This window comes from Acidithiobacillus sp. (assembly GCF_023256195.1).
Lineage (GTDB): Bacteria > Pseudomonadota > Gammaproteobacteria > Acidithiobacillales > Acidithiobacillaceae > Acidithiobacillus_A.
Genome location: NZ_JAGDWX010000013.1, coordinates 74,688 through 87,432, shown reverse-complemented (window position 1 = coordinate 87,432; position 12,745 = coordinate 74,688). Strand labels below are relative to the sequence as shown.

Genomic DNA, 12,745 nt, shown 5'->3' with positions numbered 1-12,745 from the left:
CCACGGCGGTGGCAGGCGCCTATCGTATCGGTGCGGGTCAGGCCATTCCCGACCGCTGTGCGGCACGACGACCGTTCATGGAAGTGCGGCGGTGAGTGACGGACAGGCCATCGCCGGTCTCTACGGCATTACCGACAGCACGCTCCTGCCTGGTGATGCGCTGCTGCGCCAGAGCGAGATCGCCCTGCGCGCCGGTCTGGGTATTCTCCAGTATCGGGACAAGGGCGGCGATGCCAGGCGACGCACACGGGAAGCCACCGCGCTCTATGCCTTATGTCGGGAATACGGTGCATTGTTCGTGGTCAATGACGATGCCGAGCTGGCAGCGCGGATCCGCGCGCCGGCCCTGCACGTCGGCCGCGACGATGCTCCCTTGGCCGAGCTGCGGCGGCATTTTGGCTCCTCCCTCTGCATCGGCGTGTCGTGCTACGATGATCTGGGTCGAGCAGAGCGGGCGCAGGCCGAGGGGGCAGACTATGTGGCCTTCGGCGCGTTTTTTCCATCCGCCAGCAAACCGGACGCCTGCCGGGCACCCTTGTCCCTGCTGCGAGAGGCACGCCGGCGGCTGCGCCTGCCTATAGTAGCCATCGGCGGCATAGACGCGGACAACGGTGGCGCGTTGATATCGGCGGGCGCCGACGCCCTCGCCGTCATCTCTGCTCTTTTCGGGGCAAAGGATGTGGCGGCCGCGACGCGGCAACTCCAGGCCCTTTTTGTGGCGTCCCACGGGTCGCCAACGTCGGAGGAATCGTGAAGACAGTCCACTCTGCAGAACTTTTCAGCACCGCCCAGAACGTCATCCCCGGCGGTGTCAATTCACCGGTGCGTGCCTTTCGCGGCGTGGGTGGCGACCCCCTCTTCATCGAGCGGGCGCAGGGCCCCTACCTCTGGGACGTCGACGGACAGCGCTACATCGATTATGTCGGATCCTGGGGCCCCATGATCCACGGCCACGCCCACCCCGACATCCTGGGGGCGGTGGCGGAGCGGATGGGCAAGGGACTCAGCTTCGGGGCGCCGACGGCCATCGAGGTGCGCATGGCGGAGCTGGTCTGTGCTCTGGTTCCCAGCATCGAGATGGTGCGCATGACCTGCAGCGGTACCGAGGCAGTGATGTCGGCGGTGCGCCTGGCGCGCGGGGTGACCCAGCGCGACAAGATCGTCAAGTTTGAAGGGAATTACCACGGCCACAGCGACAGTCTGCTGGTGAAGGCGGGCTCCGGAGCCTTGACCCTGGGCCAGCCCTCCAGCGCCGGCGTGCCTGCAGAGCTGAGCCGCGATACCCTGGTGCTGCCCTACAACGATCTGCCGGCCGTTGCCGATATCATGGAGCAGTGGGGTTTCGACATCGCCGCTATCATCGTTGAGCCCATCGCCGGCAACATGGGCTGCGTGCCGCCCGAGGATGGCTTCCTGGAAGGCCTGCGCGCACTCTGCGACCGTTTCGGCACGCTCTTGATCTTCGATGAGGTGATGACGGGTTTTCGCGTGGCCCCCGGCGGCGCCCAGGAACTCTATGGCGTCCGTCCTGACATCACCACCCTCGGCAAGATCATCGGCGGTGGCCTGCCCGTGGGCGCCCTGGGCGGCAGTCGGGCCATCCTGGACCGGCTGGCCCCCAACGGACCGGTCTACCAGGCCGGAACTCTGGCCGGCAACCCCCTTGCCATGGCGGCTGGCCTGAAGACCCTGGAGCTTCTGCAGCAGCCGGGTTTTCACGAAAGGCTCGCGGCAGCCACCGATGCCCTGTGCAGTGGGCTCAAGTCACGGGCCGAGGGGGCGGGCATCGCGCTACAGATCAACGCGGTGCCGGGGATGTTCGGGATTTTCTTCAGTGACCGTCCGGTGCGTAACTTCCAGGACGTCATGGCTTCGGACAAGGATCGCTATGCCCGTTTTTTTCACGCGCTCCTGGAGGAAGGTGTCTACCTCGCCCCCAGTGCCTTCGAGGCGGGCTTCGTCTCGGCGGCGCACGACGAGGCGATCATCGCCCGCACCTTGGACGCCGCCGAGAAAGCCTTTGCAAGCCTGACCTAGACCCGTAGCCCGCCAACAGGAGCATCGACAGACCATGGCAACCTTGTTCACGCGCATCATCGAGGGGGAGATTCCGGCAGAGAAGATCCTGGAGGACGAGCACTATCTGGCCTTCCTGGATATCCGTCCCATCCGCCCAGGACACACTCTGGTGATCCCCAAGAAGGAACACGATTATCTCTTCACCCTGGACGATGCCACCCTGGCGGGCCTGCTGCCCTTTGCCAAGCGGGTGGTGCCGGCCATCGAGAAGGTTACCGGCTGCTTGCGGGTTGGAGTGATGGTGGCGGGTCTGGAAGTTCCGCACACTCATGTGCATCTCGTGCCCATGAACGCCATCAGTGATCTCAACTTCGCCCTGGCCCGGGAGAGCAGTCCCGAGGAACGCGCGGCCATGGGCAAGGCGCTGCGTGCAGCCCTTGCGCAGTAGCTTGCTTCTGGACGCGGGCGGTGGCGGTCGGACCCAGACGCTGATCCTCACGGGTCTGCTCGTGCTGGGTCTCGTGGCACTGCAACCGGTGGAGGCGGCTCGCAAGAAGGCCGCACACTGCCCCGATCGCGTCGATATCAACAGCGCCGATCTCGCAACCCTGCGCTGCCTGCCGGGTATCGGTGAAAAGCGGGCCCAGGCCATTCTCGACTACCGCGAGCGGCACGGCGCCTTCACCGGTCCTGCGGCCCTTGCCGCCGTCGTGGGGGTAAAACTGGCCGCGAAGGTTCGCCCGCAGGTGCGGGTAGGCCCGCCTTGAGGCCTGCCACCTACCTATACCTGGATATCGCCCTCGGTAGCTTCGCCGCCGGACCTTGCGTCTCACCGCAGGAGCCACTATCATCCGACACTCTATGGTGGCTGTAGCTCAGCAGGTAGAGCCCCGGATTGTGATTCCGGTTGTCGTGGGTTCGAGCCCCATCAGCCACCCCAGTTTCCAGAGCTTCAGCGAAGCACCTCGGGGATAGTTGGGGCAGTGAGTAGTGTCCCCTCTCGCCTGACCTGGAATCCAACCCCCTGTCCTGGACTTCCCCGCTGAGCTTTTGATCCTAGCGTTAGACGTTCTTTGTTACGGCGTTCCGATGACCGCAATCCTCCCTAGAAGTGGTACTTGAAGTAGAAACGGTTGCTGAAGTAGGGGTTGTTATAGTGGGGATAGCCCGCGCGATTGCCTGCGACTGAGATATCCGTGTAATCGGCAACGGTCAGGCCCTTCAGCAGGGAGGACAGGTCGTAGGAAAAGCCCACATCCATGGACCAGAGATTCTGGTTTGGGATGGCCTCGCCCGTTGGAAATCCGTATGCCCCATCGTAGGTGTAGACGCTGCCGCCGAAACCGTAGCGCACCAGATACCGGATGAAGCTGGCACTGACCTGCAGCTTTCTCGCCAATAACGAGAAATTCGAGGTGATTCCGTAGGCAAAGCCTGGGCCGTAATCCGATATGCCGGTCTGCATGGTGGTGGTATACAGGGTCCCCGACAGATCGTTGTAGGGGTGCAGCATGCCGCCGTGGCGAAAGGCGTTGTAGTTGACCGGACTGTAGTTGTAGACCAGAGCCACGCTGTCGAGGTTATCGTTGAAGGCATAGCCGAGCTTGGCGCCGTAGACCTCGGCCCGGACCGAGCTGGCATTCAATTCCGGCAGATAGCCGCCGGTACCGGAGGTACCCTGACTCACCACCTGAAAACCGGCAAACAGGCTCTGTCCAGAGCTCAGGGGGTGGCGCAGATTGGCCTGGCCGTAGAACAGTGTGGAAAAGCCGTAGAAATTGTAGTACCAGGCCTGTAGGGCAAAGGGATTCCCGAGCAGCTCACCGGCGTAACGTGCACCCAGCACATAAAAGCCGTTGTTGTGGGTGCTGCTGTAGCGATTGCCGGTCGTGAATTCGGGAGAATAGCGGCTTTCGTAGCTGTACATGCGTCCGGCAAAGACGCTCAAGGTAGCAGGAGAACCGGCCAACTGCAGGGGACCGGTGCCAGACCACCGGGAGGTCCGAGCGCCGCCGATGACATCGATGACGGCTGCGATGCCGGTGAAGGCCCGCGGGCTGAAGGTGTAGTAGTCCATGTTGGCATAGGGTGTCTGGATGAAGAGCCGACCACCGCGCAGCACTACCGGTCCGTAGTGCGCCTGCAGATAGGCGTTGCGCAGGGCGGCCATACCATGACTGGGATAGGGCCCCGTCAGCTCCGGGTCGTTGTGCAGATAGAACCCGGTCCAGGTAGCGAAGTTTGCCGCCACTCCCACACTCAGCCCATACCATTGTGGACTGTGGATGTAGACGTGTCCGCCGACGGCGTTGGCGTGGGTGTCCTCTTGGCTATGCCCGTGGTTCAGGTAACTGAAATTGATCAGGCCGACCATGGCGTCGACCTTGGTCTGGGGTAAGAGTTGGTGGATGAACTGTGCCGGCGGCGACGACCGGCTGTCCGTACCCGGGTCTGCTGCCCAGACTACGAGTGCGTTGCCTGCCAGTGCCAAGGCGATGCAGAGCCGTAACGCGCTGCGGTGATACCAATGCGATGATTCTGGGTACTTCGCGGAAGTGTCGTTCTTTTTCATCCCCTCACTCCTCCAAGACGGCCCACCTCCCTTGCAGACTACTACCGCGGTGTGAGGCGGCGCGTGGATCCAGGCGGGAACATCCCGTTCCTTTGGTATAGTTCAGCCTATGGACTCCGACAAGGAATTTATCCAAAGATAAATTCTATTGATCGTCTCGGACGATAATTAAATACAATAGTGATTGATTATCTAATTATTATGTGCGCAGCTGCGGATGGGTTTTTGCCTGCCCGGAGAGGGAGAATGAGGCGTTAGCGCATACCAACCAGTCGGTGTTAATATTGGGACTCTTTTCACGAAGCAGGAGTAGCCGGTATGGATGTCATCACCGCAGTGCAGAAACGTCGAGCGACGAAGTCCTTCGATCCGCACCATCCCCTCTCGCCGGAGACACGACGGGTGCTGCTGGAGACGACGGCTCTGTCTCCCAGCGCCTACAATATCCAGCATTGGCGCATCCTGGACGTACAGGATCCGCAGTTGCGGGCCGCTATCCGGGAGGTGGCCTGGGGACAGGCGCAGGTGACGGACGCTTCGGCCCTCTTCATCCTCTGCGCCGATCTGAAGGCTTGGGAAGAGTCGCCGGCGCGTTATTGGGCAACGGCGCCGGCGCCGGTGCAGGATTTTCTCCTGCCCAAGCTGGATGAGTACTATCGCGGCAAGGAGCAGGTGGCTCGTGATGAGGCCATGCGCAGTCTCGGCATCTTCGGCATGACCCTGATGCTGGTGGCACAGGATCTGGGTCTGGACAGCTGCCCAATGGACGGCTTTGATTTCGACGCAGTGGCTCGCCTCATCCGCCTGCCCAAGGACTACGTCATCGGTTACATGATTGCGGTAGGCAAAGGTGTCGGCAACGACTGGCCGCGCAACCGTCTCCCCATGAGCGACTGGCTGCGCACGGACCATTTTTGAGCCGGGGCGGCTCCCCCGCCTAGATTTATGACCACATTTGCGGCAGACTCAGGCCTTTCCAAAATGTCTTGGAGCCTATGTCTGCCCAGATACACGTATTGGTTCTGCACGGTCCGAACCTGAATCTACTGGGTTGCCGGGAGCCGGATCACTACGGACGGACGACTCTCGCCGAGATCGATGCCCACCTGAAGACCGAGGCCGAAGCCCGCGGCTGGCATCTGCGCAGCCTGCAGAGCAACGCCGAACACGTCCTTGTGGACGCCATACAGCAGGCGCCGGCGCAGGGCGTCACGCACATCGTTCTCAATCCCGCCGCCTTTACCCACACCAGCGTTGCCCTGCGGGACGCCCTGACGGCCGTTGCCATTCCCTTCATCGAAGTGCACCTGTCCAACATCCACGCCCGTGAGCCCTTCCGTCGCCACTCCTATTTTTCCGACATCGCCAGCGGCGTGATCGCCGGTCTCGGCGCGGACGGCTATGCCCTGGCCCTGGATGCCATCGCGCGGCGCTTGCACACCTGAGGTGGATTTCCCTATGCCTAAAGACATTCCACAAGGAAGGAACATGGACATTCAATTCATCCGGCGGCTCACCGAACTCCTGCAGAAAAGCGGTATCGACGAGATCGAGGTGGTGGAAGGCGACAGCAAGGTGCGTATCACTCGGCACCTGCCGCAGGCCAGCGCCGGCCCCGCTGCGTTGCCACCGTTTGCCTACCTGCCCATGGGCCAGGCAGGCGCGGGGACGGCTGCGGCTACAACAGCTCCCGCCGCCGAGTCGCCAGCCAAGGCCGGCGAGACGGAGGGGGCGGTGCCACAGGGCTATATGATCAAGTCGCCCATGGTGGGTACCTTCTACCGGGCGCCTGCGCCCGAAGCGCCCCCCTTCGTGGAAGAGGGGCAGCTGGTGAAGGCCGGGCAGACCCTCTGCATCATCGAGGCCATGAAGCTTCTCAACGAGATCGAGGCCGATGTCTCGGGCAAGGTCGTGAAGATTCTGGTGGGTAACGGACAGCCTGTGGAGTATGGCGAGCCCCTGTTCATCATCGCGCCCGAGTCCTGACATGTTCGGCAAGATCCTCATCGCCAACCGCGGCGAGATTGCTCTGAGAGTGCAGCGCGCCTGTCGCGAACTCGGCATCCGCACCGTCGCCGTGCACTCGGAGCCCGATCGCGACCTCATGCACGTGAAGCTCGCCGATGAGTCCGTCTGCATCGGCCCCGCGCCCAGCGATCGCAGCTATCTGAACATTCCGGCGGTGATCGCGGCGGCGGAAGTGACCGATGCCGAGGCAATTCACCCGGGTTACGGCTTTCTCTCGGAGAATGCCGATTTTGCTGAACGGGTAGAAAAGAGTGGCTTTGCCTTCATCGGTCCGCGGCCCGAGACCATCCGCCTCATGGGTGACAAGATTGCCGCCAAACAGGCCATGCTCAAGGCCGGTGTGCCCTGTGTCCCGGGCTCGGACGGGCCTCTGCCGGACGCGCCCGAGGCCATCAAGGCTCTGGCCCGGGATATCGGTTATCCGGTCATTCTCAAGGCAGCCGGAGGGGGTGGCGGAAGAGGCATGCGGGTGGTGCACACCGAGGCGCACCTCATCAATGCCGCCAACCTGACCCGGGCGGAGGCGGCGCGGGCCTTCGGCAACCCGGTCCTGTACATGGAAAAGTTTCTGGAGACGCCCCGCCACATCGAGTTTCAGGTTCTCTGCGATGCCCATGGACACTGCATCCACCTGGGTGAGCGCGACTGCTCCACGCAACGCCGCCATCAGAAGGTCATCGAGGAGGCTCCCGCACCGGGCATCCGCCCGGAGCAGCGTGAGCGTATCGGTGCCGCCGTGGTGCAGGCCTGCGAGCTCATGGGCTACCGTGGGGCGGGTACCATCGAGTTTCTCTACGATCCCGTCAGCGAGACCTTCTACTTCATCGAGATGAACACCCGCGTCCAGGTGGAGCATCCCGTCACGGAAGCCATCACCGGAGTGGATATCGTCAAGGCTCAGATCCGCGTGGCCGCCGGGCTGCCTTTGGGCCTGCAGCAGGCCGACATCGTCCTGCGCGGCCACGCCCTGGAGTGCCGCATCAACGCCGAGGATCCCGAGCGTTTCGTTCCTTCGCCCGGGCAAGTCAGCGCCTGGCACGCTCCGGGTGGACCCGGGATTCGCGTCGACAGCCACCTCTACGCAGGTTATCGCGTGCCGCCCTTCTACGACTCCATGATCGCCAAGATCATCGCCCACGGCGGCAGCCGCGACGAGGCCTTGCAGCGCATGCGTAGCGCCTTGCGAGAGACCAGCATCGAGGGTATCCAGAGCAACATCGCCCTGCATCGGCGTATCCTTGAGGATACGCAGTTCGCTGCCGGCAGTGTCCATATCCACTACCTGGAGGCACTGCTGAATCTATGAGCGCAGCGTGGTGGCAGCTGACCATGGACATCCCCGAGCCGGAAGTGGCGGAAATCGAGGCAGAACTGCTGGAGGCGGGGGCGGTAGCGGTGAGCTTCCTCGAGCCCGAGGACGCCACCCCGATCTTTGCCGCTGGCCAGTACTGGCCCAGCACCCGCTGCGAGGCCCTTTTCGATGTCGCGGTGCACAGTCGTGGGCAGCTCGAGCACTGGCTTCGGCAGCGCCCCTGGACCGACTTCCACCCGCAACTGGAGGCCCTGGCCGATCGGGATTGGGTGGGCCTGACCCAGGCTGGTTTCCCTGCAAGACGCTTCGGTCGGTTGTGGATAGCCCCCTCCTGGAGTGAGTTGCCCGACAAGGACCTGGTGCTGCGTCTCGACCCTGGCCAGGCCTTCGGCACCGGCGCCCACGCCACCACGGCTCTCTGTCTGCATTTTCTCGATGCACACATCGGCGGCGGCGAAACCCTCATGGATTATGGCTGCGGCTCGGGTATCCTGGCCATCGCCGCTCTGCTCTTGGGTGCCCGTCGCGCCATTGCCGTGGACAACGATCCACTGGCTCTCGAGGTGGCTCGGGAGAACGCTCGGATCAACGGGGTTGCCGACCGGCTCGAGCTCTATCTTCCGGAACAGGTCCCGGCGCTGCGTGTGCCCTTGCTGGTGGCCAATATCCTGGCGAATCCCCTAGTGGATCTCGCACCGACCCTGATCGGGTATCTGACGGCGGATGCCAGCCTTGCGCTGTCGGGCCTCTTGCCGGAGCAGGAGCATTTCGTGCGGTCTGCGTATGCCGCTACCATAGATTTTGCCGAACCAATCCGCGCCGATGGCTGGTCCTTGCTCTCGGGACGCAGAAAGATGCCGGAACATCCCTCGGAGTCTCGTCATGGAAATCACCTGTCCGCGTTGTGAGTCCACTTTTGCCGTCGATCCGCGAGCGCTGCGCGCGCACCAGGGGCTCGTGCGTTGCACGGTCTGCCAGCAGGTCTTCCGGGTAGAGCTGGCGGCGCTGGCCAGCGGTGGCGAGGAACGCAGCGGCTGGAGTTGGGGCCGGCGCCTGCTGCTGCTGGTCATATTTTTGCTGGTCCTGGTGCTCATCATTCAGGTGCTCTGGTGGACCCGCAGCTACGCCTACGCCGCCACCTCGACACCCATACGGCAGGCGTTGTTGAACGCGGCGGCGCGCTTCGATGTGCAGATCCCCTGGCCCGGTCCCAATCGGGATATCCGTATCGTCCAGAGTTCCGTCCTGCCCTTGCCGGACCATCGGGCGGAAATCCGGGGGAAGATCCGCAACGACGCGCAGTTGGTGCAGGCCTATCCGGTCATCCAGGTCACCTTGAGCAACAGTTACGGTGGTACCATCGCTCGCCTGGAATTCCGCCCCAGTGAGTACCTAGGCCCCGAGCGGCACGCCGCCGACGGTTTTGTTCCGGGGGAGGACGTCTCCTTCCATCTGAGCAGCCCAAAACTCATAGCAGCCCCGGGCTACCAGGTCACCTTGCTGAGTCGGCCCTGAGCATGGGGTATCGCGCGTGACCAGGCCCTCGCTCCACGATTGTGTGCGCGCCGCCGTCGCGGACTACCTGGATGACCTGCACGAGGAGGCGCCCCTTGCCCTGCACGAACGCGTCCTGGGCGAGGTGGAGCGGGCGCTGTTGCAGACGGTGATGGAGCGCGCCGAGGGCCGGCGCATCGTCGCTGCCGCCTGGCTCGGCATCAACCGGAATACCTTGAGCAAGAAACTGCAGCGTTATGGACTCGACAACTGAATGATCTGCGGCCCGCGCGCTGGCGTGGACGCGGCACCGCTGCCGACGACGGTGCCCTGACCGCTGGCAAACTGCTGGTAATAGGCGAGCACCCGCGGCACGTAGTTCTGGGTCTCCCGATAGGGTGGGACGGTGTAGCCGGCCTGAACCACGGCCTGGGGCCCGGCGTTGTAAGCGGCGATGGCGAGTTTCAGATCACCACCAAAACGCTTGATCAGGTGCGCGAGGTAGGCCGTACCGCCCTCGATGTTTTCTTTGGGGCTGAAGGCGTTGCCCACACCGAAGCGGCTGGCGGTGGTGGGCATCAACTGCATCAGACCCATGGCGCCTTTGGGCGATACGGCGCCGCTGTTGAAGCCGGACTCGGCGCGGATCACGGCATTGATGAGTGCGGCGCTGACGCCGAAGCGCTCGGCGGCACGATCGACGATGGGCTGCAACTCCTTCTGCGCCATGGGGCTGGCGGCAGGCCGCGGCAGGACCGTCGCAGTGGCCTTGGGCGTGCGCATCACCATTCGGTAGGGTTTCTGCTTCTGCGGTACGTTGGTCAAGTGAATGACACCGTTGGCATCGGTGTAGGCGTAGATATCGGCCTGGACCGGTGCGGCAGCCAGCACCCCAAGGCAGCTCAGCAGTCCCAGCCAGATCTTCATTTGATGACTCGCAAACCGGGCCGTTCGCTGTGGCCGCCACGACTCCCCTTGTCCGGTGAGCTGTCCGGTTCCGGCGTCTGGGGCAGGCTGGGTTCAGGAAAACCCATGCCCTCCTGGGTCTCCGCGGCATAGATGGCCAACACGGCGGCCATGGGAATCTCGATGCGACGGGCCACACCGCCGAAACGGGCCTGGAATTGAATCCAGGAGTCTGCCATCTGCAAACCCTGGGTTGCCGAGGGCGATATGTCCAGAACGATGCGACCGTCGCGGTCGTAGCCGGGTGGAACCGAGACACCGGGATAGTCTACCAGTACCAGTAGATACGGGGTCAGGTCCTGCTCCAGGCACCAAGCGTAGATCGCCTGCAAGAGGTGGGGTTTGGCAGATTCCGGCAACACCATGGTACTCCCGAGCACGTTCTCCTCCCTCCGTTTTTAGATCAAATTCCCGCCAGTGCAAGTGCGTCGCCACGCCTTGCGACTTTCCCATGGTATTCTAAAATACGCGTTAGTCACAAAACAAAGCTTTCGGCCGCAGGGTCATTTTATCCCATTGGAGGGAAACATGTCGTTTCGTTTGGTATCATCTCGGCGCGTTGTGGCTTATGGCATGGCGGCGGTGGGCATAGTGGCCCTGTCCGGATGTGCCGCCACCCAGGTTGCCCTGGAGCACCGCAACCTGGACGTGCAGACCAAGATGTCCAATACCATCTTTCTGAATCCGGTACCGCCGTCCGAGGAGACCGTCTACGTACAGTTCAAGAACACCTCGGACAAGAATCTCGACGTCGCCGCCCTGGAGCAGGAAATCGATGCCAACCTGACCAGCCAAGGCTATCGCATCGTACCCTATAACCAGGCGCATTACCTATTGCAGATCAATGTCCTGTCCGTTGGCAAGATGTCGGAGGCGGCGGCCAAGAAGTCCCTGACGGACGGCTTCGGCGGCGCGGCCTTCGGCGCCATTGCCGGTGGCACCATTGGCCAGAGCTACACCGGCGCAGGTGCGGGCGCCCTGGTGGGCAGTGCCATCGGCCTGGTCGCCGACTCCATGGTCAAGGACACCACCTATGCCATGATCACCGACGTCCAGGTGGCGGAGCGGAGCAAGGCGGCGGTGTCCCAGCAGACCAATGCCAACCTGCAGCAGGGCACCAGCACCACCACCACGCAGGAAATCTCGGGTACCGGGCACTGGATAGACTATCGCACCCGGATCGTATCCACGGCTAACCAGGTCAATCTGAGCTTCAAGAAGGCGGTCCCTCTGCTGCAGGCGCAGCTAGTGCACAGCATTTCCGGGATCATTTGAGTATCGTCGCCGCCTGGGGCGGCGACCTTCAACGGCAGCGGCCCCCTCGATGCGGGGGCCGTTTTTTTATCCTTCTTGGTGGTAGGCGACGACGCGCTCCACTTCCTTCTTTGCTCCGAGGATCACGGGTACACGTTGGTGCAGGGCCTCGGGCTCGATGTCCAGGATCCGCTGCACACCGGTGCTGGCGGCGCCCCCCGCCTGCTCCACCAGAAAGGCCATGGGATTGGCCTCGTAGAGCAGGCGCAGTTTACCGGGCTTGGCGGGGTCTCGCGTATCGAAGGGGTACAGGAAGATACCTCCGCGGCACAGCAGTCGGTGTACGTCCGCCACCATGGACCCCACCCAGCGCATGTTGAAATCCCGTCCCCGGGGTCCCTCACGGCCCTGCGTCAGCTCGTCGATGTAACGCCGCACCGGTGCCTGCCAGTGCCGGTGATTGCTGGCATTGATGGCGTACTCGCTGGTGTCCTCGGGGATCCGCATCTGGGTGTGCGTGAGCACGTATTCGCCAATGCTGGGCTCCAGTGTGAAGCCGTTGACGCCGTAGCCCGTGCTGTAGACCAGCATGTTGCTGGATCCGTAGAGGGCGTAGCCCGCGGCCACCTGCTCGACGCCCGGCTGCAGGAAGTCCGCGGCCACCGCGTCGCGCCCTGCCACCGGTGCGCGCAGCACGCTGAAGATGGTGCCGACACTGATGCCGACGTCGATGTTGCTGGATCCATCCAGGGGGTCGAACAGCAGCAGGTATTTGCCGCGTGGGATCCCGGCAGGCAGGACATAAGGTGCATCCATCTCCTCGGATACCATGCCGGCCAGATGTCCGGTCCAATCCATGGCGTGTAGGATGGCGTCGTTGCTGATGATGTCCAGCTTCTTCTGTACCTCTCCCTGGACGTTGTCGGTACCGGCGCTTCCCAGGGCACCCACCAGCGCGCCGCGCTGTACCTGGGCAGCAATGAACTTGCAGGCCACGGTGAGATCGTTGAGGAGTGCGGCGAAGTCGCCTGTGGCACCTGGATACAGGCGGGTTTCTTCGATGATGAACTGGCTCAGTGTGGTACCGATCTGCATGCTTC

16 protein-coding genes and 1 tRNA gene are annotated in these 12,745 nt (G+C 63.1%); 13 read left to right on the top strand and 4 right to left on the bottom strand.

Annotated elements, in window-relative coordinates; translation table 11 throughout:
• Positions 1 to 91 precede the first annotated feature (91 nt).
• The 5 genes from thiE (at position 92) to Q0C23_RS02825 (ending at position 2,959) form a co-directional block, all read left to right on the top strand.
• Complete coding sequence (gene thiE, locus Q0C23_RS02845) at positions 92 to 754, top strand: thiamine phosphate synthase (RefSeq protein WP_291510868.1); 663 nt, start codon at positions 92 to 94, stop codon at positions 752 to 754.
• Positions 748 to 2,037 (top strand): glutamate-1-semialdehyde 2,1-aminomutase, encoded by a 1,290-nt coding sequence (gene hemL / locus Q0C23_RS02840; RefSeq protein ID WP_291510909.1) that lies wholly within the window; start codon positions 748 to 750, stop codon positions 2,035 to 2,037. The genes thiE and hemL overlap by 7 nt, the downstream gene beginning before the upstream one ends.
• A gap of 34 nt (positions 2,038 to 2,071) precedes the next feature.
• Positions 2,072 to 2,467, top strand: coding sequence for an HIT family protein (locus tag Q0C23_RS02835; protein WP_291510867.1), 396 nt, complete (start codon positions 2,072 to 2,074; stop codon positions 2,465 to 2,467).
• Positions 2,457 to 2,786, top strand: coding sequence for a helix-hairpin-helix domain-containing protein (locus tag Q0C23_RS02830; protein WP_291510866.1), 330 nt, complete (start codon positions 2,457 to 2,459; stop codon positions 2,784 to 2,786). Before Q0C23_RS02835 ends, Q0C23_RS02830 begins: the two co-directional genes overlap by 11 nt.
• 97 nt (positions 2,787 to 2,883) lie before the next feature.
• A tRNA-His gene (locus Q0C23_RS02825) sits at positions 2,884 to 2,959 on the top strand.
• Between the two features lie 165 nt (positions 2,960 to 3,124).
• Here the strand turns inward: Q0C23_RS02825 and Q0C23_RS02820 are convergent.
• Positions 3,125 to 4,591, bottom strand: a complete 1,467-nt coding sequence (locus tag Q0C23_RS02820) for a hypothetical protein (protein ID WP_291510865.1) — start codon at positions 4,589 to 4,591, stop codon at positions 3,125 to 3,127.
• A 318-nt stretch (positions 4,592 to 4,909) separates the two neighbouring features.
• Between Q0C23_RS02820 and Q0C23_RS02815 the strand changes: the two genes are divergently transcribed.
• From Q0C23_RS02815 to Q0C23_RS02785, 7 genes are all read left to right on the top strand, one after another.
• On the top strand, positions 4,910 to 5,509 hold the full coding sequence (locus Q0C23_RS02815) for a nitroreductase family protein (RefSeq protein WP_291510864.1): 600 nt from the start codon (positions 4,910 to 4,912) through the stop codon (positions 5,507 to 5,509).
• 77 nt (positions 5,510 to 5,586) lie between these two features.
• On the top strand, positions 5,587 to 6,036 hold the full coding sequence (aroQ, locus tag Q0C23_RS02810; RefSeq protein ID WP_291510863.1) for a type II 3-dehydroquinate dehydratase: 450 nt from the start codon (positions 5,587 to 5,589) through the stop codon (positions 6,034 to 6,036).
• A 43-nt stretch (positions 6,037 to 6,079) separates the two neighbouring features.
• Positions 6,080 to 6,577: an acetyl-CoA carboxylase biotin carboxyl carrier protein gene (accB, locus tag Q0C23_RS02805; protein ID WP_291510862.1), complete on the top strand. Its 498-nt coding sequence runs from the start codon at positions 6,080 to 6,082 to the stop codon at positions 6,575 to 6,577.
• Between the two features lies 1 nt (position 6,578).
• Positions 6,579 to 7,925 (top strand): acetyl-CoA carboxylase biotin carboxylase subunit, encoded by a 1,347-nt coding sequence (accC, locus tag Q0C23_RS02800; protein WP_291510861.1) that lies wholly within the window; start codon positions 6,579 to 6,581, stop codon positions 7,923 to 7,925.
• Positions 7,922 to 8,839 (top strand): 50S ribosomal protein L11 methyltransferase, encoded by a 918-nt coding sequence (gene prmA / locus Q0C23_RS02795; protein ID WP_291510860.1) that lies wholly within the window; start codon positions 7,922 to 7,924, stop codon positions 8,837 to 8,839. The genes accC and prmA overlap by 4 nt, the downstream gene beginning before the upstream one ends.
• Positions 8,814 to 9,446 (top strand): DUF3426 domain-containing protein, encoded by a 633-nt coding sequence (locus Q0C23_RS02790; protein ID WP_291510859.1) that lies wholly within the window; start codon positions 8,814 to 8,816, stop codon positions 9,444 to 9,446. Before prmA ends, Q0C23_RS02790 begins: the two co-directional genes overlap by 26 nt.
• A gap of 16 nt (positions 9,447 to 9,462) precedes the next feature.
• The gene (locus Q0C23_RS02785) at positions 9,463 to 9,699 is read left to right on the top strand and encodes a helix-turn-helix domain-containing protein (protein WP_291510858.1); all 237 of its coding nucleotides are present in this window, start codon (positions 9,463 to 9,465) and stop codon (positions 9,697 to 9,699) included.
• On the opposite strand, the gene Q0C23_RS02780 is transcribed toward Q0C23_RS02785, so the two are convergent.
• Together Q0C23_RS02780 and Q0C23_RS02775 are read right to left on the bottom strand one after the other, a co-directional pair.
• Positions 9,681 to 10,352: a lytic transglycosylase domain-containing protein gene (locus tag Q0C23_RS02780; RefSeq protein WP_291510857.1), complete on the bottom strand. Its 672-nt coding sequence runs from the start codon at positions 10,350 to 10,352 to the stop codon at positions 9,681 to 9,683. The two genes, Q0C23_RS02785 and Q0C23_RS02780, sit on opposite strands and share 19 nt — an antisense overlap.
• On the bottom strand, positions 10,349 to 10,771 hold the full coding sequence (locus Q0C23_RS02775) for a ClpXP protease specificity-enhancing factor (RefSeq protein ID WP_291510856.1): 423 nt from the start codon (positions 10,769 to 10,771) through the stop codon (positions 10,349 to 10,351). The genes Q0C23_RS02780 and Q0C23_RS02775 overlap by 4 nt, the downstream gene beginning before the upstream one ends.
• Positions 10,772 to 10,919: 148 nt before the next feature.
• On the opposite strand from Q0C23_RS02775, the gene Q0C23_RS02770 reads away from it, so the two are divergent.
• Positions 10,920 to 11,666 carry a complement resistance protein TraT gene (locus Q0C23_RS02770; RefSeq protein ID WP_291510855.1) on the top strand — a complete coding sequence of 249 codons (747 nt, stop codon included), beginning with the start codon at positions 10,920 to 10,922 and terminating at the stop codon, positions 11,664 to 11,666.
• 66 nt (positions 11,667 to 11,732) lie between these two features.
• Here the strand turns inward: Q0C23_RS02770 and Q0C23_RS02765 are convergent, their stop codons facing one another.
• Positions 11,733 to 12,740 (bottom strand): class 1 fructose-bisphosphatase, encoded by a 1,008-nt coding sequence (locus Q0C23_RS02765; protein ID WP_291510854.1) that lies wholly within the window; start codon positions 12,738 to 12,740, stop codon positions 11,733 to 11,735.
• Positions 12,741 to 12,745: the final 5 nt, after the last annotated feature.

Coding starts and splice junctions, on each gene's coding strand:
- Q0C23_RS02835 (WP_291510867.1), top strand. CDS start 2,072: ATGGCAACCTTGTTCACGCGCATCATCGAGGGGGAGATTCCGGCAGAG.
- Q0C23_RS02820 (WP_291510865.1), bottom strand. CDS start 4,591: ATGAAAAAGAACGACACTTCCGCGAAGTACCCAGAATCATCGCATTGG.
- Q0C23_RS02815 (WP_291510864.1), top strand. CDS start 4,910: ATGGATGTCATCACCGCAGTGCAGAAACGTCGAGCGACGAAGTCCTTC.
- aroQ (WP_291510863.1), top strand. CDS start 5,587: ATGTCTGCCCAGATACACGTATTGGTTCTGCACGGTCCGAACCTGAAT.
- accB (WP_291510862.1), top strand. CDS start 6,080: ATGGACATTCAATTCATCCGGCGGCTCACCGAACTCCTGCAGAAAAGC.
- accC (WP_291510861.1), top strand. CDS start 6,579: ATGTTCGGCAAGATCCTCATCGCCAACCGCGGCGAGATTGCTCTGAGA.
- prmA (WP_291510860.1), top strand. CDS start 7,922: ATGAGCGCAGCGTGGTGGCAGCTGACCATGGACATCCCCGAGCCGGAA.
- Q0C23_RS02790 (WP_291510859.1), top strand. CDS start 8,814: ATGGAAATCACCTGTCCGCGTTGTGAGTCCACTTTTGCCGTCGATCCG.
- Q0C23_RS02780 (WP_291510857.1), bottom strand. CDS start 10,352: ATGAAGATCTGGCTGGGACTGCTGAGCTGCCTTGGGGTGCTGGCTGCC.
- Q0C23_RS02770 (WP_291510855.1), top strand. CDS start 10,920: ATGTCGTTTCGTTTGGTATCATCTCGGCGCGTTGTGGCTTATGGCATG.
- Q0C23_RS02765 (WP_291510854.1), bottom strand. CDS start 12,740: ATGCAGATCGGTACCACACTGAGCCAGTTCATCATCGAAGAAACCCGC.